This window comes from Marmoricola endophyticus, assembly GCF_014644415.1.
Classification (GTDB): domain Bacteria; phylum Actinomycetota; class Actinomycetes; order Propionibacteriales; family Nocardioidaceae; genus Marmoricola; species Marmoricola endophyticus.
On sequence record NZ_BMKQ01000001.1, the window covers coordinates 239,490 to 257,699 of the forward strand.

General features: G+C 72.9%; 15 protein-coding genes. 8 read left to right on the plus strand and 7 right to left on the minus strand.

Going from position 1 to position 18,210, the window contains the following annotated elements; all coding sequences use genetic code 11:
• Nucleotides 1-110 precede the first annotated feature (110 nt).
• The 6 genes from IEX42_RS01190 to IEX42_RS01215 all read left to right on the plus strand — a co-directional run bounded on the left by IEX42_RS01190 (nt 111) and on the right by IEX42_RS01215 (nt 5,533).
• Nucleotides 111-353 carry a hypothetical protein gene (locus IEX42_RS01190; protein ID WP_188777490.1) on the plus strand — a complete coding sequence of 81 codons (243 nt, stop codon included), beginning with the start codon at nt 111-113 and terminating at the stop codon, nt 351-353.
• Between the two features lie 31 nt (nt 354-384).
• Complete coding sequence (locus tag IEX42_RS01195; protein ID WP_188777492.1) at nt 385-858, plus strand: hypothetical protein; 474 nt, start codon at nt 385-387, stop codon at nt 856-858.
• 150 nt (nt 859-1,008) lie between these two features.
• On the plus strand, nt 1,009-2,298 hold the full coding sequence (egtA, locus tag IEX42_RS01200; protein ID WP_188777494.1) for an ergothioneine biosynthesis glutamate--cysteine ligase EgtA: 1,290 nt from the start codon (nt 1,009-1,011) through the stop codon (nt 2,296-2,298).
• On the plus strand, nt 2,291-3,613 hold the full coding sequence (egtB, locus tag IEX42_RS01205; protein WP_188777496.1) for an ergothioneine biosynthesis protein EgtB: 1,323 nt from the start codon (nt 2,291-2,293) through the stop codon (nt 3,611-3,613). The genes egtA and egtB overlap by 8 nt, the downstream gene beginning before the upstream one ends.
• On the plus strand, nt 3,610-4,581 hold the full coding sequence (gene egtD / locus IEX42_RS01210; protein ID WP_188777498.1) for an L-histidine N(alpha)-methyltransferase: 972 nt from the start codon (nt 3,610-3,612) through the stop codon (nt 4,579-4,581). The genes egtB and egtD overlap by 4 nt, the downstream gene beginning before the upstream one ends.
• A gap of 10 nt (nt 4,582-4,591) precedes the next feature.
• Complete coding sequence (locus IEX42_RS01215; RefSeq protein ID WP_229660488.1) at nt 4,592-5,533, plus strand: alpha/beta hydrolase; 942 nt, start codon at nt 4,592-4,594, stop codon at nt 5,531-5,533.
• Between the two features lie 34 nt (nt 5,534-5,567).
• Here the strand turns inward: IEX42_RS01215 and IEX42_RS01220 are convergent, their stop codons facing one another.
• The 3 genes from IEX42_RS01220 to IEX42_RS01230 form a co-directional block, all read right to left on the minus strand.
• Nucleotides 5,568-6,407, minus strand: coding sequence for a DMT family transporter (locus IEX42_RS01220; RefSeq protein WP_188777500.1), 840 nt, complete (start codon nt 6,405-6,407; stop codon nt 5,568-5,570).
• 4 nt (nt 6,408-6,411) lie between these two features.
• Nucleotides 6,412-6,897 (minus strand): DUF456 domain-containing protein, encoded by a 486-nt coding sequence (locus tag IEX42_RS01225; protein ID WP_229660489.1) that lies wholly within the window; start codon nt 6,895-6,897, stop codon nt 6,412-6,414.
• 76 nt (nt 6,898-6,973) lie between these two features.
• Complete coding sequence (locus IEX42_RS01230; protein ID WP_188777502.1) at nt 6,974-7,201, minus strand: DUF7455 domain-containing protein; 228 nt, start codon at nt 7,199-7,201, stop codon at nt 6,974-6,976.
• A gap of 354 nt (nt 7,202-7,555) precedes the next feature.
• On the opposite strand from IEX42_RS01230, the gene IEX42_RS01235 reads away from it, so the two are divergent.
• Nucleotides 7,556-9,658 carry a DNA gyrase/topoisomerase IV subunit B gene (locus IEX42_RS01235; RefSeq protein WP_373286195.1) on the plus strand — a complete coding sequence of 701 codons (2,103 nt, stop codon included), beginning with the start codon at nt 7,556-7,558 and terminating at the stop codon, nt 9,656-9,658.
• A 66-nt stretch (nt 9,659-9,724) separates the two neighbouring features.
• Here the strand turns inward: IEX42_RS01235 and IEX42_RS01240 are convergent, their stop codons facing one another.
• Genes IEX42_RS01240 through IEX42_RS01255 form a run of 4 tightly spaced genes read right to left on the minus strand, consistent with a single transcriptional unit; the run spans nt 9,725 to nt 15,384 of the window.
• The gene (locus IEX42_RS01240) at nt 9,725-10,249 is read right to left on the minus strand and encodes a beta-class carbonic anhydrase (RefSeq protein WP_188777504.1); all 525 of its coding nucleotides are present in this window, start codon (nt 10,247-10,249) and stop codon (nt 9,725-9,727) included.
• A 10-nt stretch (nt 10,250-10,259) separates the two neighbouring features.
• The gene (locus IEX42_RS01245) at nt 10,260-12,197 is read right to left on the minus strand and encodes an MFS transporter (RefSeq protein ID WP_188777506.1); all 1,938 of its coding nucleotides are present in this window, start codon (nt 12,195-12,197) and stop codon (nt 10,260-10,262) included.
• Entirely contained in the window at nt 12,194-12,889 is a 696-nt protein-coding gene (locus tag IEX42_RS01250; protein ID WP_229660935.1) for an LppX_LprAFG lipoprotein, read from the minus strand. The genes IEX42_RS01245 and IEX42_RS01250 overlap by 4 nt, the downstream gene beginning before the upstream one ends.
• 26 nt (nt 12,890-12,915) lie before the next feature.
• The gene (locus IEX42_RS01255) at nt 12,916-15,384 is read right to left on the minus strand and encodes a DNA gyrase/topoisomerase IV subunit A (RefSeq protein ID WP_188777518.1); all 2,469 of its coding nucleotides are present in this window, start codon (nt 15,382-15,384) and stop codon (nt 12,916-12,918) included.
• Nucleotides 15,385-15,449: 65 nt separating this feature from the next.
• Here IEX42_RS01255 and IEX42_RS01260 point away from each other — a divergent pair, with 65 nt between their 5' ends.
• The gene (locus IEX42_RS01260) at nt 15,450-18,206 is read left to right on the plus strand and encodes a bifunctional acetate--CoA ligase family protein/GNAT family N-acetyltransferase (protein ID WP_188777520.1); all 2,757 of its coding nucleotides are present in this window, start codon (nt 15,450-15,452) and stop codon (nt 18,204-18,206) included.
• The last annotated feature ends 4 nt before the right edge of the window (nt 18,207-18,210 follow it).

Consider the following 18,210-nt stretch of genomic DNA (forward strand, 5'->3'; position numbering starts at 1 on the left):
ACAGGGCACCCTCCGCACACCGCGGAGGGTGCCCTGTCGTCTCGGCGGGCGTGACGCGGATCAACTCCGCCATGGCGTGCAGCAGCGAGTTGGAACGATAAAATGACGCCATGACGAACTCTCTGGTCCACGATCTCGACGTCCTCCACGCCGGGTACGTCTCGGCGGTCAACAACGCGGTCGCCGACGGTGACCTCGCCCTGGCCGAGGAGCTGGCCGCCGGCTACGAGCACGACGCGATCGAGATGATGGCCGCTCGGGAGGGTCTCGAGCACCTGCTGCCGCTGCGCCGCGTGCCTCCGCGGTCGCGGCTCCGCACGGTCGTCGCCCGGGCGCTCGGCCGCGCCGCCTGAGCTCTCCGTGGGCGGTGGTTGACTGGCGCGGGTGAACGGATCGACGCTCGCTCTCGTCGTCGGGCTCGTGCTCGTCCTGGTCGTGCTGCTCGGTCTGGGCGTCGTCCTGGTCCAGCGGCTGCGCCATCAGGCGACAGCGGCCGGTCGCGCCCTCGCCGACGAGCTCGACGGGCTCACCGTGCTGCGTGGTCCCGCGCCTGCGGAGTACGCCGGCGGCACGGCCGACGTGCTGCGTGAGCGCTCGCGCGGGGTGCTGGTGCTGACGCCGGGTCGGCTGCTGTTCCGTGAGCTCTCCGGCGGGCGCCTCGACGTCGACCTCACTGGAGCGGAACCCCTCGTCGCAGAGACCTACGACGGGATGCGCCGCCCTCCGCGCGGCACGGCACCGGCCCCGCATCTCGTGGTGCGCAGCGAGCGGGCCACCGTCGGGTTCGTCGTCGCGGAGCCGGAGGAGTGGCGGACCGCGATCGACGCGGACCGAGGCGACGACCGCCCGTCGGGGTGAACCCTGGCTGAACACGCCCGCCCGGTGTTGGGTTCTGGGCCGGTATCCGCGATGGTGGAGGGGTACGACGACGAGGACGGTCACGACGACCGCCCCCGCACCGACCCGCGGCCGAGACTCGGCCGGTCCGGACCAGGAGGGGGTACGACGATGACCGCGACCGCAGTTGTCGACCACCAGCATGTGCAGGACGACGTGCCGCTCGACGAGCTGGGCGATCCCGTCGAGGTCGCTCGTGCGCACGTGCTCGACTCGGCGCTGACCGAGAGCGAGGTCGGGCCGGTCGGGCTCGAGCTCGAGCTCCACCTCGTCCCCGCCGACGACCCGTCGCGCCGTCCGACGTGGGCGGAGGTACTCGACCTCGTGGCCGGGCTGCCGGCGATGCCACAGGGCAGCGCGGTGACCCTCGAGCCGGGCGGTCAGATCGAGCTGTCCACCCCGCCGGCCGACGGCGTGGTGGCCGCGGTCGAGGCGCTGCGTGCCGACCGTCAGGTGCTGCGCGACGCACTGTCCGGCGCGGGTTTCGGGGCCGCGCCACTGGGCGCCGACCCGGCCCGGGCGGCGCGACGGATCAACCCGAGCCAGCGCTACGACGCCATGGAGACGCACTTCGACGCACTCGGCTGCGCCGGCGCCGGGCGGGCGATGATGACGGCGACCGCTGCGCTGCAGGTCAACCTCGACGCAGGGCGGCGCGAGCAGTGGGACGAGCGGCTGCACCTGATCCGCAGCCTGGTGCCGGTGCTGCTCGCGGTCTCGAGCACCTCGCCGTACCTCGGTGGGACGAGCGACGGCTGGCACTCGATGCGGCAGGGCACCTGGCAGGGGATCGACCACGGCCGCAGCGATCCCGTCTCGCAGGGCGAGCCGCGGGCGGCATGGGCCTTCTACGCGCTGTCCGCGCCGGTGATGCTGCTGCGCGGTGAGCCCGCCGACGACGGCAGCGTCCACTGCGAGCCGGTGACGACGCGGGTCCCCTTCGCCGCCTGGCTGCGCGGCGAGTCGCCGTTCGACCGCGCGCCCACGCTCGCTGACCTCGACTACCACCTGACCACGCTGTTCCCGCCGGTCCGACCGCGCGGCTGGGTCGAGATCCGCTGCCTGGACGCGATGCCGGACCGCTGGTGGCCGGCGATGGCCGCGATCACGGCGACGTTGGTCGACCACCCCGATGCCGCGGCGCAGGCGCTCGAGCACGTCGAGCCGGTCGCGGAGGAGTGGCAGCGCGCGGCGCGCGACGGGCTTGCGGACCCGGCCGTACGCGCCGCCGCGGTCGGCTGCCTGGAGATCGCTCTCGCCCACGCACCCGACGCGCTGCGCGACGAGGTCGGCGAGCTGGTCGAGCTGCTGGTCTCCGGGCCCGGCCCGGCCGGCCTGCTTCGCCGCCACGCCGACGCCCACGGACCGCTGTCCCTGCTCGAGGAGGAAGCACGTGCCTGAGTCACGCACCACCACCGTCACCGCCGACTCGGTCGCCGCCGGGCTCGAGGACGCCCGCGCGCGTACCCACCGGCTCACCGAGATCGACGAGCCCGAGCTGCTCGCGCAGCACGACCCGCTGATGAGCCCGCTGGTCTGGGACCTGGCGCACATCGGGCAGCAGGAGGACCTGTGGCTGCTGCGCGGGGGCAACGCCGCCTGCCAGGGCCTGCTCTCCGCCAAGGTCGAGCAGCTCTACGACGCCTTCGAGCACCCGCGGGCCGAGCGGGTCACCCTGCCGCTGCTGGGTCCGGCCGAGGCGCGCTCGTACATCGCCGACGTCCGGGGGCGGGTGCTCGACGGTCTGGAGCGGCGCACGGACGAGGACCTGTTCCCCTTCGCCATGGTCGAGCAGCACGAGCAGCAGCACGTGGAGACGATGCTGGCCACCCACCAGCTCCGCTCCGGCGCGCCGCTCCTCGGCAGCGGCGCCTCCCTGCCGAGCGGCCGTCCCGTCCCGCGGGACTCGGTCCTCGTGCCGGCCGGGCCCTTCGAGCTCGGCGTCGACGCCGGCACGGAGCCGGCGAGCCTGGACAACGAGCGCCCCGCGCACACGGTCGAGATGCCCGCGTACCGGATCGGGCGGGTGCCGGTCACGAACGGCGAGTGGGCGGAGTTCGTCGCGGCCGGCGGGTACGACGACCCGCAGTGGTGGTCCGAGCGTGGGTGGGCGCACCGGGTCGAGGCGGGTCTCGAGCGCCCGAAGTTCTGGGCGCCCGACGGCTCGCGCCGACGGTTCGGGCTCGTCGAGGAGGTCCCGGCCGACGAGCCGGTCCAGCACGTGTGCTTCTTCGAGGCCGAGGCGTACGCGGCCTGGGCCGGCGCACGGCTGCCCACCGAGCAGGAGTGGGAGAAGGCGTGCGCCTGGGACCCCGCTCTCGAGCGCCGCCGCCGCTGGCCGTGGGGGGACTCGGAGTGGACCCCGGCGCTGGCCAACCTGGGCGGCGAGGCGCTGCGTCCCGCCCCGGTGGGGGCCTACGCGGCCGGTGCGTCGGCGTACGGCGTCGAGCAGATGATGGGCGACGTCTGGGAGTGGACGTCGTCGGACTTCCACCCGTGGCCGGGGTTCGTGCCGATGCTGTACGCCGACTACTCCGCCCCGTTCTTCGGCGGCGACTACAAGGTGCTGCGTGGCGGTGCCTGGTCGGTGGGCGGCGCCTCGGTGCGCCCCTCGTTCCGCAACTGGGACCACCCCGTCCGTCGGCAGATCTTCTGCGGGCTGCGACTGGCCTGGGACGTCGACGGCGAGCGCGAGACGGCGGTGGCCGCGCGATGAGCGTGAACGACGCCGTGGTGCACCTCGACCCGGCCGACCTCTCCCGCCAGATGGCGGTGGACGTACGCGAGGGACTGACCGCCAGCCCGAAGGTGCTCGCGCCGAAGTACTTCTACGACGCCCGCGGCAGCGAGCTGTTCGACCGGATCACCCGCCTGCCGGAGTACTACCCGACCCGCGCCGAGGCCGCGATCCTCGCCGCGCACGCCGACGACATCGCGGCGGCCACCGGCGCGCGGACGCTGGTGGAGCTGGGCAGCGGCACCTCGGAGAAGACCCACGCCCTGCTCAGCGCCCTCGACGCTGCGGGGACCCTGCGTGGCTTCGTCCCCTTCGACGTCGACCCGGCCGTGCTCAAGGACGCCGCCGCGGCGGTGGCCGCCGACTTCCCGGGTCTGGAGATCAGTCCCGTCGTCGGCGACTTCGACCACCACCTGGGCCTGCTGCCGCGTGGGGAGAAGCGTCTGGTGGTCTTCCTGGGCTCGACGATCGGCAACCTCGACCCCGACCAGCGGCGCCGCTTCCTGACCGACGTCCGCTCGACGATGGGCCCCGGCGACGCGCTGCTGCTCGGCACCGACCTGGTCAAGGACGTCGACCGGCTGGTGGCGGCGTACGACGACGCGGAGGGCGTCACCGCGGACTTCGACCGCAACGTGCTGCGCGTGCTGAACCGCGACCTGGGTGCCGACTTCGACGTCGACGCCTTCACCCACCGCGCGGTCTGGGACGCCGATCACGAGCGGATCGAGATGCGCCTGGAGTCGACGCACGCCCAGACCGTCCGCCTCGACGCGCTCGACCTCGTCGTCGAGTTCGCCGCGGTGGAGCAGATGCGCACCGAGATCTCCTCGAAGTTCCGTCCCGAGGGGGTACGCGGCGAGCTCGCGGCCGCCGGTCTCCGGGTGGAGCAGTGGTGGACCGACCCGGCCGGCGACTTCGGGCTCAGCCTGTCGGTCCCGGTCTGATCCTGGTGTGATGGCCCCCGTGGTGACCCGCGAGGACGTCGAGCTGCAGACGTCGGACGGGACCGTGCTGCGCGGGTTCGTCCTCCGGCCGGAGGACGCCGCGCCGTACCCCGTGGTGGTGATGAGCCACGGCTTCGGCGTGGTGAAGGAGATGGCGCTGCCGGCGTACGCGCAGGTCCTCGCCGAGGCAGGTATCGCGGTCCTCGTCTACGACCACCGCAACCTCGGTGCGAGCGACGGGTGGCCCCGACAGGAGGTCGACCCCTGGGCACAGCTGTCGGACGCGCGCGACGTCCTCACCCACGCGGCCGCGCTCGACGGCGCCGACGCCGACCGGATCGGGATCTGGGGGACCAGCTACTCCGGCGGCCACGTCGTCGTCCTCGCTGCCACCGACCGCCGTGTCCGCGCGGTCGTCTCGCAGGTCCCGACCGTCAGCGGGTCGGTCAACGCCTCCCGCAGAGCACCCGCGGCGACGCTCGACGCCATGCGCGAGCAGTTCGCCGCGGATCGGCTGGCGCGGCTGCGAGGTGGGGCGCCCGCGACGGTGCCCAACGCGCCGGACGTGACCGACGAGGACCTGGCCCACGACGGCGACGACCTGGCCGGATCGGCTCTCGGCAACGACCTCCGGGCCTGGCTGCGGGCGACGCCGCCGGGTGATCTCACGACGCTGCGGAACGAGCTGACGCTGCGCTCGCACGAGCTCTACGCGACCTACGAGCCGGGGCGTTGGGTCGCGCAGGTCTCGCCGACGCCGCTGCTGGTGGTGTGCCTCGACCACGACACGGTCACCCCGACCGACGAGGTGCTGCGGATGTACGCCGAGGCCCGGGAGCCCAAGCGCCTGGTCCTGCTCCCCGGCGGTCACTGCGACGCGTACGGCGTCCAGCAGGCGGCCGCCGCCGAGGCCGCCCGCGCATTCTTCGTCGAGCACCTGGTCGCGACCTGACCGTGCGCGACGCGCCCCAGCGGTGATCCGGCGCTCAGCCGCCTGCGACCAGCACCACGCTGACGACCGCGAGGGCGAGACCGGCGGACTGCCACCGGGTGACCCGCTCGCGGAGCACCAGCAGCGCCAGGACGACCGTCGCGGCGGGGTAGAGCGACGCGAGGACGCCCGCGACCGACAGGTAGCCCTGCTGCGAGGCGAGCAGGAAGGTCAGTGCCGCGCCGCTGGAGAGGATGCCGGGGACCAGCCCGCCGACCAGGACCCGGCGGTCGCGGGGCACCGGGTCGCCCCGCAGGACCAGTGCGAGAGCGACGACGGCGAGGGTCGAGACGGCGAGGTTCACGGCGAGCGGCCACGTGCCGGAGCCGTCCGGCACCTGGCCGAGGCAGGCGAACAGGACGCCGAAGCCGAGGCCGGCCAGCAGTCCGTCGCGTACGCCGTCGCCCAGGCGGCTCTCCGCACCCTCCTCGCGGGGAGCGGCCGAGACCAGCCAGATCGCGGGGAAGGCGGCCACGATGCCGAGCCACACCAGCCAGCCCGGCCGCTCGCCGCCCGCCAAGCCGGCGAGCACCGGTACGACCGCCGCTCCGACGCCGGAGACGGGGGCGATGACGCTCATCTGGCCGCTGGAGAGACCGCGGTACAGGAATCCGGCACCCACGCCGCTGCCGACGCCGCCGAGGGCCGCCCACAGCAGGTCGGCACCCGTCGGGCTGCCGGCGGTGACGAGGGAGGCGAGCGCGAGCAGCACCGTCGCGGAGGCCTGCACGACCACGGTCACGGCCCAGACCGACGTACGCCGGGCCGCGAGGCCGGCCGCGAAGTCCGAGCAGCCGTAGCAGAGGGCGGAGACGAGGGCGAGGAGGACCGTCACGGGCTCACCGTCCCACGCCGGTCAGCACCGCGCCGGCCCAGATCACGGTGGCCAGCAGGGCCGCGGTCAGCTCGATCAGGACCGAGAGCCCGACCGCGCGCAACGCCCCGGTCGTGGCCGGCCACGCCGCGCCGTGGCCCAGGCGGCGCAGCTCGGCGAGGTAGACGCCGACGACGAAGCCCAGGACCAGCCCGACGACGGGGATGACGAAGAAGCCGACCACGCCCAGGACGCCGCCGACGAGCAGGGTCGAGGTCGGGGTCCCGGCATCGCGCAGGCGACGCCCGGGGACGACGTACTTGGTCACGGTGCCGACGCCGAGGAGGAGCACGGCGACCGCCGTCACCGTCCACGCCGCGGGTGAGCCGACGACGGCGGCCCACACCAGGAGCGCGACGGCCACCAGGGCCGAGCCGGGCAGCAGCGGGACGACGATGCCCACCAGGCCCACGGCGAGGACCACGCCCACCAGCACGGTGGTGAGGATCACGGGCTCCTCCTGTCACGAGGACGACGACGGCCCCGGACCGAGCAGGTCCGGGGCCGTCGTGACGGGTGCGGCGGGGTCAGCCCTCGGAGCCGGGCGCGGAGGCCGGGGTCTCGTCGAGCTTGTGGGTCTCGTCGAGCACCTCCGAGGCCACCTCGCGGAGCTTCGGGCCGTGCTCACGAGCGTGGTGCGCGCAGAACAGCAGCTCACCTCCGGAGGGGAGCATCACCCGGAGGTAGGCCTGAGCCCCACACCGGTCGCAGCGGTCGACGGCAGAGAGCGAGCTGGGGGCAGTCGCAGTGGTCATCGGACTTCACTTCCCTTCGGGCCAAGCGGGCGGCCAGGTGTCTGGCCTGTCAGGAGAACGGGTCCTCCTGGGTCGTTGTTCCCGGACCGACGGCGTCGGCGACCCGAGATCATTCATCCAACCACGTGCCGCCGACATCCGAAGGCGAGGCCCACCGAAACGGTGTGCCGCTCCTCACGTCGTCTGCGGCGTCGTGGGTACTGCGGGCGAGTCCCCAGTCTGGCCTTCGACCCCAAACCCGTCGCCGCCCCGGCTGTGGTTCTCGCCTGATCGAGATCATGCGCCCTCCGCGGTGCTCGGCGCCGCACCCCTACCGGCGAGTCCCGCCCCGGTCCGGTCGGTCCGGCTCGGTAGATTCGGGGCTGCCCGGGAGCGAACGGGGAACACCAGGAGCGAGTCATCGACAACACCTACAACGCCCAGCACCTCCTCGTACTCGAGGGGCTCGAGGCCGTCCGCAAGCGCCCGGGCATGTACGTCGGCTCGACCGACTCCCGCGGTCTGACCCACTGCCTGTGGGAGATCATCGACAACGGCGTCGACGAGGCGCTCGGCGGTCACTGCACCCACCTCGAGGTGACGCTGCACCCCGACGGGTCGGCCGAGGTGCACGACGACGGCCGCGGCATCCCCGTCGACAAGGAGCCCAAGACCGGGCTGTCCGGTGTCGAGGTGGTCTTCACCAAGCTGCACGCGGGCGGCAAGTTCGGCGGCGGCTCCTACACCGCCTCGGGCGGGCTGCACGGCGTGGGCGCCTCGGTGGTCAACGCGCTGTCGTCGCGACTCGACGTCGAGATCGACCGGTCGCCCGCGACCCAGTCGATGAGCTTCCGGCGCGGCGTCCCGGGGACGTACGCCGCCGCCGGCCCGGACGCCGAGTTCGCGGCGGGTTCCGGCCTGCACAAGGGCAGCCGGGTCAAGAAGGGCGTGACCGGCACCCGGATCCGGTTCTGGCCGGACCGGCAGATCTTCACCAAGGACGCGACGTTCACCTTCGACGACCTCACCGGGCGCGCCCGGCAGACGTCGTTCATCGTCCCGGGGCTCGAGCTGGTCGTGCGCGACCTGCGCGGCGAGACGCCGGTGGAGGAGAAGTTCCGCCACGACGGCGGCATCGCGGAGTACTGCGACTACCTCGCCAAGGACGAGCCGGTGACCGGCGTGTGGCGCCTGCAGGGCAGTGAGACCTTCACCGAGACCGTGCCGATGCTCGACCAGGCCGGTCACATGACCCCGCAGGACGTCGAGCGCGACCTCGGCGTGGACGTCGCGCTGCGCTGGGGGACCGGGTACGACACCGAGCTGCGCTCGTTCGTCAACGTGATCGCCACCCCCAAGGGAGGCAGCCACGTCAGCGGGTTCGAGGCGGCGCTGACCAAGACCTTCAACGACGCGATGCGCGCGGCCAAGGTGCTCAAGGTCAACGACCCCGACGTCGTCAAGGACGACGTCCTCGAGGGCCTCACCGCGGTGGTCACCGTCCGCCTGGCCGAGCCGCAGTTCGAGGGTCAGACCAAGGAGATCCTGGGCACCCCCGAGGCCCGTGGCGTGGTCCGCAAGGTGGTCGCGGCCCAGCTGAAGGAGCTGCTCGGCTCGACCAAGCGGCTGGAGAAGGCGCAGGCCCGGTCGCTGATGGACAAGGTCGCCGGAGCCGCGAGGACCCGGATCGCGGCCCGCCAGCAGCGCGACACCCAGCGCCGCAAGAACGCCCTCGAGTCCAGCGCGCTGCCGGCCAAGCTCGCCGACTGCCGCTCCAACGACGTCGACCGCTCCGAGCTGTTCATCGTCGAGGGCGACTCCGCGCTCGGCACGGCGAAGCTGGCGCGGAGCTCGGAGTTCCAGGCGCTGCTGCCGATCCGCGGCAAGATCCTCAACGTCCAGAAGGCCGCCATCGCCGACGTGCTGAAGAACGCCGAGTGCTCCTCGATCATCCAGGTCGTCGGGGCCGGGTCCGGGCGCACGTTCGACCTCGACGCCGCGCGCTACGGGAAGATCATCTTCATGGCCGACGCGGACTCCGACGGCGCGCACATCCGCTGCCTGCTGGCGACGCTGTTCTTCCGCTACATGCGCGAGATGGTCGAGGCCGGCCGCGTGTTCACCGCCGTGCCGCCGCTGCACCGCATCGAGCTGTCCAACCCGAAGAAGGGCATGGACAAGTACGTCTACACCTACTCCGACCCGGAGCTGCAGCGGAAGCTGGCCGAGCTGAGCAAGAAGGGCGTGCGCTGGAAGGACCCGATCCAGCGCTACAAGGGCCTGGGCGAGATGGACGCCGACCAGCTGGCCGAGACCACGATGGACCCCCGCCGCCGCACGCTGCGCAAGCTGACGATGGACGACGTCGAGTCGGCCACCGAGGTCTTCGAGATGCTGATGGGCTCCGAGGTCGCGCCGCGCAAGGACTTCATCGTCGCCGGCGGCGGCGGGCTGGCCGTGGAGGACCTGGACTTCTAGAGGTCGGGTCGAGTGCTGGAGCGGTCGCCACGGCGACCGCCCCAGCACTCGACTCGGCCCAGCCGGTCAGGCGCGGCGCTCGAGCTCTCCGGAGTCGACGTCGTAGACGAAGCCGCCGACGTGGACGGACTCCGGGACCAGCGGGTGGTGCAAGATCCGCTGGACGTCGTCGACCAGCGAGCCCTGCTGGTCGGCGACGACGCCGAAGGTCGCCCACGAGGCGTCGTGGCCGCAGGAGGCGGCGACCTTCTCGCGGACCTGGTCCTGCGTCGAGGCCGCCATCGCGCAGCTGGTGTGCGGGACCACGAGGACGCGGTCGACGCCCAGCAGGTTGACGCCCAGCACCACGGCCTCCAGGGCCGCGTCCGTGACCCGGCCGCCGGGGTTGCGTACGACCTTGGCGTCGCCGACCTCGAGCCCGAGGACGCGCAGCGGGTCGATGCGGGCGTCCATGCAGGTCACGATCATGACGCCCTTGGCCGCCCTGCCCTCCAGCCCTCCGTCGAAGGAGGCGGCGAAGTCGCGGTTGGCGGCCAGCAGGTCGTCGAAGGCCTCGTCGGATCCGGTGTCGAGCACGGGGTAGTCGGTCATGGCGCCAAATCTAGGAGACGGCGACAACGCGGTGCGCGCTGGTGCCGACGGCCCGCAGCAGCACCAGCGCGAGCACGGCGGCCACGACGGCGCACCCGGCTGCGCCGAGGAAGATGGTCTCGGTCTGGTTCAGCGCTGCGGCCAGCTCGTCACCAGGTGTCAGGGTGGCGTAGTAGCGGCGCAGACCGACCGCGCTGAGCACCGAGATCCCGACCAGCATGCCGACCATGCGCGCCACCACCGCCAGCGCGCTGACCAGGCCGTGCGCGGACGCCGGGGTCGCGTCGAGCAGTGCGGCGTTCACCGGGGCGAGGGCGAGGCCGAAGCCGAGCCCGGTCAGCAGCAGGGGGAGCGTGACCAGCGGGTTCTCCAAGGTCCGTGCACCCCACTGGGACATCACGACGAAGCCCGCTGCGCTGGCGAGCATGCCCACGGCGGTGACGAGAGCGACGGGGACGCGGCGGGCGGCGTACCCGCCGAGGATCGCGCCGACCGGGATCGCGACAAGGAGTCGTACGAGGACGAGGGCGGCGTCGAGCTGGGAGTCGCGGTACGTCGTCAGCCGCGCGTACACCGGGATGTCGACCAGTGCGGCGATCAGCGCGGCGCCGACGAAGAAGCTGACCAGCAGGCTGCCCCAGGCGGGGCGGCGGGCCATCGCGCCGCGGGGGACGAGGGGGTGGCGCGCCCGGCGCAGGTGGAGCACGAGCACGACGGCCGCCACGGCGGCCGCAGCGAGGAGCCAAGGACCGGCAGGGGAGAAGGTCGAGACCGCCGGATCGGCCGACGCGAAGGTGAGGATCACGCAGGCGAGCACGACGGCCAGCAGCGCGGACCCGAGCGGGTCGGCCTGACGCAGCGACGCCGCCCACCCGCGGAGGTCGAGGAGCGGCCGACGTGCGGTGAGGCTGCGGACGACGAGCAGCACGAGACAGGCGAGCGCGGCGAGAGCCAGCGGCGTCAGCCAGCGGCTCTCGCCCGTCAGGGGGACGAAGGCGAGCCCGAGCTCGACGTCGGTGACCAGTGTCTGCGGCTCTGCGAGGAGCAGCACGGCGCTCGCTGTGCCGACGAGCAGCAGGAGGGCGGAGAGCACGTCGGGGAACGCTCGTCGCGTGGGGGCGGGGGTCTCGACAGGCTCGACCTCCGGTGCAGGGGTCTCGACGCGCTCGCTGGCGCTCGCTGCTTGACCACCGTGCTCGCCGCTGGCGCTCGCTGCTCGACCACCGTGGTCGCTGCTGGCGGTCCCTTCTGAGCCTGTCGAAGAGCCCGCTGCTCGACCACCGTGGTCGCTGCTGGCGGTCCCTTCTGAGCCTGTCGAAGAGCCCGCTGCTCGACCACGGTCCGCGCCGTGGGCGTCGACCGCGCGCGCATCCGTGGGGCGACGGCGCACGGTGCGCAGGGCGGCGGCGAGGACGAGGGCGACGGCCAGGTTGAGCCAGAAGATCGCCTCCCAGTCCGCGACGGCGAGGACGAGGGCGCCGTACAGCGGGCCGAGGACGCTGCCGACCTCCTGCACGGCCGACACGACCCCGAGCGGGACGGCGCGCCGGTGGGGCGGGTAGAGGTCGGCGACCAGGGCGAGCGTCGCGGGGACCAGACCGCCGCCGCCGACACCCTGGAGGAACCGTCCGGTGACGACGCTCGGGAGGTCGAAGGCGAGCGCGGTCACCAGCGACCCGAGGGCGAACACCACCAGCGACCCGACCAGCACCGGCACACGTCCGCGCAGGTCGGCGATCCTGCCGACGAGCGGGAGCACGGCGACGTACCCCAGCAGGAAGCCGGACACGATCGGTGCCGCGCGCTGCAGCTCGTCGACCCCGAGGCCGACGGTCGTCATCATGTCCGGCAGCGCGAGGACGACGACGTAGGTGTCGGCGGCCGCGAAGGCCACCGCCACCGCGGCCAGGGTCAGCAGCGTCCGCGACCCGGCCGCCGGACCGGTCACGGGGCGCTGATCGGGATCGTCTTCCCGTAGTCGCTGAACCGGAGCGTGTACGTCGCGTCGTCGGCGTCGCCGTAGAACGGGCCGGTGACGACGGCCTTCTGCAGGCGGTCGTCGTCGTCGAGGGTGAACGTCGCGCGGAAGCCGGCGCCCTTGTCCGCGCTGGGGATGATCGTGGCGACCGCGGTGCCGGGCACGGTCGCGGTGACCGTGGAGAGCACCTGCTTGCCGTCCCGGGTGTCCTTGCCCGCCTTGACGTCCTCGAGGCCGCGCAGGAGCGTCGAGATGCCGCCGGAGGGCCCGAAGAGCGAGGCAGGGTCGGGCGCGGAGTAGGTCGCCGGGTCGATCGTGCGCCACGTGCCGACGAACTTCACGTAGACCTTGCCGGCGACGGCGATCACCGGCACGTCGACGGACAGCCCGCTCTGCACGACGGTGATCTCACCCTTGAACGCGGGCGCGCTGGTGCCCGTGCCGGATGCCTTCAGCACGCCCTGGACACCCTGCGGCAGCTTCTCGGTGCCCAGCGCGATGGTGAGTCCGTCGGCCTCGCTCAGCGCGGTACGGGCGTTCCCGATCCGGTCCGCGGCCGCCCGCGTGTCGCCGCCACCGCCGTCTCCGCCGCAGCCGGAGACGACCAGCGCGAGGACCGCGGCGACGACCAGGAGCGGGAGACGGCGCAGGGAGACGGGCATCACGGGACCCAGCCTGCCAGGCGCGCTCACGCCTCGCCCCCGGATCCGACCCGTACGGGACCGGCGCACGCCGCGACCGGCTGGGCGAGGGGGACGCCGGAGCCGTCGCGGCGTCCGGTCGGCTCGGGCAGGTCGACCGGGGCACCGCTGGCGGCCGCGGCCCGGGCCGGGCCCGCACCGACCCAGGCGAAGACGAGGGCGTCCTCACCCTTGAGGAACCGGTGGCAGCGGACACCACCGGTGGCGCGGCCCTTGGCGGGGTACTCGGCGAACGGGCTGACCTTGACCGACCCCGCGTCGGTCCCCGGCAGCGCGGAGGACGACCCCGCCGAGGTCACCACGACCGCGTCGGCCGGGTCGAAGGCGGTGAAGGAGACGACGTGCTGCCCGGTGCCGAGCTTGATCCCGGCCATCCCGCCGCCGGCCCGGCCCTGGGGCCGGACCGACGAGGCGTTGAAGTGCAGCAGCCCGGCGTCGCTGGTGACGAAGCACAGCTCCTCCTGGCCCGTGCTCAGCTGCACCGCCCCGACCACCTCGTCGCCGTCGGCCAGGCCCATCACGTCCCACTCCTCGCGGGCCAGCAGCTCGGGCTTCACCCGCTTGACCACACCGGCCCGCGTGCCCAGTGCGAGGCCCGGCGCCGAGTCGTCGTACGCCGTCAGGGAGACCAGCGCCAGCACCCGTTCTCCGTCGGCCAGCGAGAGGAACTCGGTGACCGGGGCCCCGCCCTGCAGGTTGGGGTGGTTGGCGGTGGCCGGCAGCGTCGGCAGGTCCAGGACCTGCAGTCGTACGAGCCGGGCGCGGCTGGTGAGCACGCCGACCTCACCGCGTGCGGTGGCCGACACCGCGGAGACGATCACGTCGTGGCGCGATCGGGCGCCCTCGGTCCCGGGCGGATCGGCGTCCGTGCTGCGCGCCAGCAGCCCGGACGAGGACAGGTAGACCAGGCACGGGTCGTCGGCCACCTCCAGCGGCGCCGCGGTCGCCGTGGTGGTCACGCCGGAGGCGGCGAGCAGCACGGTGCGACGGGGGGTGCCGTACGTCTTCGTGACCTCGGCCAGCTCCTCCGAGACGACGGCGCGCAGCCGCTCGTCGCTGGCCAGGATCTCCTCGAGCTCCTCGATCTCCCGGCGCAGCTCCTCCTGCTCCTTCTCCAGCTCGATCCGGCTGAACCGGGTCAGCCGGCGCAGCTGCAGGTCGAGGATGTACTCCGCCTGCGGCACGGAGAGGTCGAAGACCCCGATCAGGCGCTCCTTGGCGGTGCCGGCGTCGTCGCTGGAGCGGATCACCTGGATCACCTCGTCGATGTCGACGAGGGCGATCAGCAGTCCCTCGACCAGGTGCAGCCGCTCGGCCTTCTTGTCGCGGCGGTACGTCGAGCGCCGTCGTACGACGTCGAAGCGGTGCTCGAGGAACACCTCGAGCAGCTCCTTGAGCCCCAGCGTCCGCGGCTGGCCGTCGACGAGCGCGACGTTGTTGATGCCGAACGACTCCTCCAGCGGCGTCTGGCGGTAGAGCTGCTCGAGCAGCGCGTCGGGGTTGATCCCGTTCTTGACCTCGATCACCAGCCGCAGGCCGTTCTGGCCGTCGGTGAGGTCGACGACGTCGCTGATCCCCTGCAGTTTCTTGGACTGCACGAGGGTCTTGATCCGCTCCACGACCTTCTCGACACCGACCGTGTACGGGAGCTCGGTGACGACGATCCCCTTGCGCCGCGGCGTGACGTTCTCGATCCGGGCGGTCGCGCGCATCTTGAACGAGCCCTTGCCCGAGGCGTACGCGTCGCGCACCCCGTCGAGCCCGACGATCTTGCCGCCGGAGGGCAGGTCCGGACCGGGGACGAAGCGCATCAGCCCGTCCAGGTCGGTCCCCGGGTGCTTGATCAGGTGCCGCAACGCCTGCACGACCTCGACCAGGTTGTGGGGAGCCATGTTCGTGGCCATCCCGACGGCGATGCCGGTGGTGCCGTTGACCAGCAGGTTCGGGAACGCCGCGGGGAGCACGACGGGCTCGGTCTCCCGGCCGTCGTAGTTGGGCTTGAAGTCGACGGTCTCCTCGTCGATGGACGCGGTCATCGCGACGGCCGGCGGACCCATCCGGCACTCGGTGTACCGCATCGCCGCGGGGGAGTCGTCCAGGGACCCGAAGTTGCCGTGGCCGTCGACGAGCGGGAGTCGCATCGACCACGGCTGCGCGAGGCGCACCAGGGCGTCGTAGATCGCGGTGTCGCCGTGCGGGTGCACCCGCCCCATCACCTCGCCGACCACGCGCGAGCTCTTCACGTGGCCGCGGTCGGGGCGCAGGCCCATGTCGTTCATCGTGTAGAGGATCCGGCGCTGCACGGGCTTGAGGCCGTCGCGCGCGTCGGGCAGGGCGCGCGAGTAGATGACCGAGTAGGCGTACTCCAGGAAGCTGCCGCGCATCTCCTCGCCCACGTCGATGTCGACGACGTGCTCCTCGAAGTCAGGCGGGGGCGCAGCAGGTGTACGAGCCATGGCGACATCCTCCCAAGGCTGCGGCGAGGAGGCGGCCCCGGCACGCCGCCGGTAACTTTGGTCCCGTGAGCGAGGAGCAGCCGGATCAGGCCCCGGCCCAGGGGTCTGCGGGCGAGGAGGGGCCGGGGCCTGCGTCCGAGAGCCCCGGCTACCCCGCGCACTGGGAGGCCGACGTGCTGCTGCGCGACGGGCACACCGCCCACCTGCGGCCGGTGCGGCCCGAGGACGCCGAGCTGCTGCGCGAGTTCTACTCCCGGGTCTCCGACGAGTCGAAGTACTACCGCTTCTTCGCGCCCATGCCGACGCTCTCCGCACGCGACGTCACCCGCTTCACCACCGTTGACCACCACGACCGCGTCGCCCTGGTGCTGACGGTGGCCGACCGGATGATCGCGATCGGCAGGTACGACTCGCTCGGGCACGGCCAGGCGGAGGTGGCGTTCCTCGTCGAGGACGCCCACCAGAGGCGTGGCATCGCCCAGCTGCTGCTCGAGCACCTCGCCCAGGCCGGTCGTGAGCGCGGGATCGAGAAGTTCGTCGCCGAGACGCTGCCCGCCAACAAGAAGATGATCCAGGTCTTCGCCGACGCGGGCTACCACGTCTCGCGCGGCTTCGAGGAGGGCGTGGTCCACCTCGAGTTCCCGATCGACCCCACCGACACCGCGATCGGGGTGATGCAGGACCGGGAGCACCGTGCCGAGGCGGCGTCGATCGCCACCTTCTTCAACGCCCGCAGCGTCGCCGTCATCGGTGCCTCGCGCCGGCGCGACACGATCGGGCAGGCGCTGGTGCGTCACCTGGTGCTGGGCGACTACAGCGGGCGGGTCTACGCCGTGAACCCGACCTCGGAGTCGGTGGCCGGCCTGCCCTCGTACGACTCGGTCTCCGACATCCCCGGTGAGGTCGACCTCGCGGTGATCGCCGTGCCGGCCGACGCCGTGCCCGACGTCGTGCTCGACTGCGCGGCCAAGGGGGTCAACGGGCTGGTGGTGATCAGCTCCGGCTTCGCCGAGGCGGGGCCGGACGGCTGGGCGAGGCAGCGGCGGATGCTGGGACTGGCCCGCAGCTACGGCCTGCGGGTGATCGGCCCGAACTGCCTGGGCATCGTCAACACCGACCCCGAGTTCAACCTCAACGCCTCGCTGGCACCGGTGATGCCGCAGCGCGGACGGGTCGGGTTCTTCTCCCAGTCCGGGGCGCTGGGGACGGCGATCCTCGAGACCGCGTCGGCACGCGGGCTGGGCATCTCGACGTTCGTCAGCGCCGGCAACCGCGCGGACGTCTCGGGCAACGACCTGCTGCAGTACTGGGAGGAGGACCCCGCCACCGAGGTGATCCTGCTCTACCTGGAGTCGATCGGTAACCCGCGGAAGTTCTCCCGCATCTCCCGTCGCGTCTCGCGGCACAAGCCGATCGTCGTGGTGCGGTCGGGCCGCTCGACCCAAGGTGTGCCGATGGGTCACGCGGTGCGGGCGATCGGCGCCCCCCAGCCGGCCGTGGACGCGATGTTCAAGCAGGCCGGCGTGATCCTGGTCGACAGCCTGGACGAGATGTTCGACGTCGCGCAGCTGCTGGCCCACCAGCCGCTGCCGCGCGGCAGCCGGGTCGCGCTGGTCGGCAACTCCGACGCGATCGGGCTGCTGGCCGCCGACGCCGCGTCGGCCAACGGGCTGCGGGTCGCGAAGTCGGTGGCCCTGGGCTCCGAGGCCGGTGCCGAGGCGTACGAGGACGCGCTGGACGAGGCGATCGACGACGAGGACGTCGACGCGGTCGTGGCGATCTACATCCCACCCCTCGACGTCTCCTCGGAGGCGGTGGCCAACGTGCTGGCCAGCGTGGGGGAGCAGTCCGACAAGCCGATCGTGTCCACCTTCCTCGGTGCCCGCGGTGTGCCCGAGCTGCTGCGGGTGCCGGACCTGGCGGGGAACGTCGCCGGCCGCGGGTCGGTGCCGTCGTACTCCGCGGTGGAGTCGGCCGTGCGCGCCCTGGCCCGCGTCGTCGAGTACGCCGCCTGGGTCGACAAGCCCGAGGGCGGTGGGACCCAGATCGAGGACATCGACGCCTCGACGGCCAAGCGGATGCTGGGCCGGATCCTCATCGCCAGCCCGGAGGGGCGGGAGCTGGGCCACGAGGAGCTGGCCGCGCTGCTGGCCTGCTACGGCATCGACGTGTGGGACCGGATCCCCGTCGCGACGCTCGACGAGGCCCTGGACGCGGGCGAGCGCCTGGGCTGGAACGTCGTCCTCAAGGGGACGGCGCCGCGGCTGCGCACCCGCCCGGACCAGGCGCACCTGTGGCGCAACATCGACGACGCCGACGAGATGGCCGAGGCCTGGGAGGCCCTGACCGCGATGATCGACGACCCGGGGACGGCCGGGTTCGTCGTGCAGCGGATGGCCGCACCCGGCGTGCCCGTCGACATCGGTGGTGTCGAGGACCCGCTCTTCGGGCCCACCGTGTCCTTCTCGATCGCCGGCGCACTGACCGACCTGGTGGGCGACCGTGCGTACCGGATCCCGCCGATCACCCCGCTCGAGTCGGCCGAGATGGTCCGGGAGATCCGGGCGGCGCCGCTGCTGTTCGGCTTCCGCGGCTCCCCGGAGGTCGACGTCGCCGCGCTGCAGGACCTGCTGCGCCGGTTCGCGGCGCTGAAGAACGACCTCCCTCAGCTCTCGGCGATCGACCTGGGACTGGTGCAGGTCTCCGAGCACGGCGTGTGCGTGCTCAGCGTCAGCGGAGCGGTCGCGCCGGTGCCCGACGTCCGCTCCGACTGGTTCACCCGGCGCCTGAACTCCCACCCCGGCGACACCCTGCCGGGGTGACACA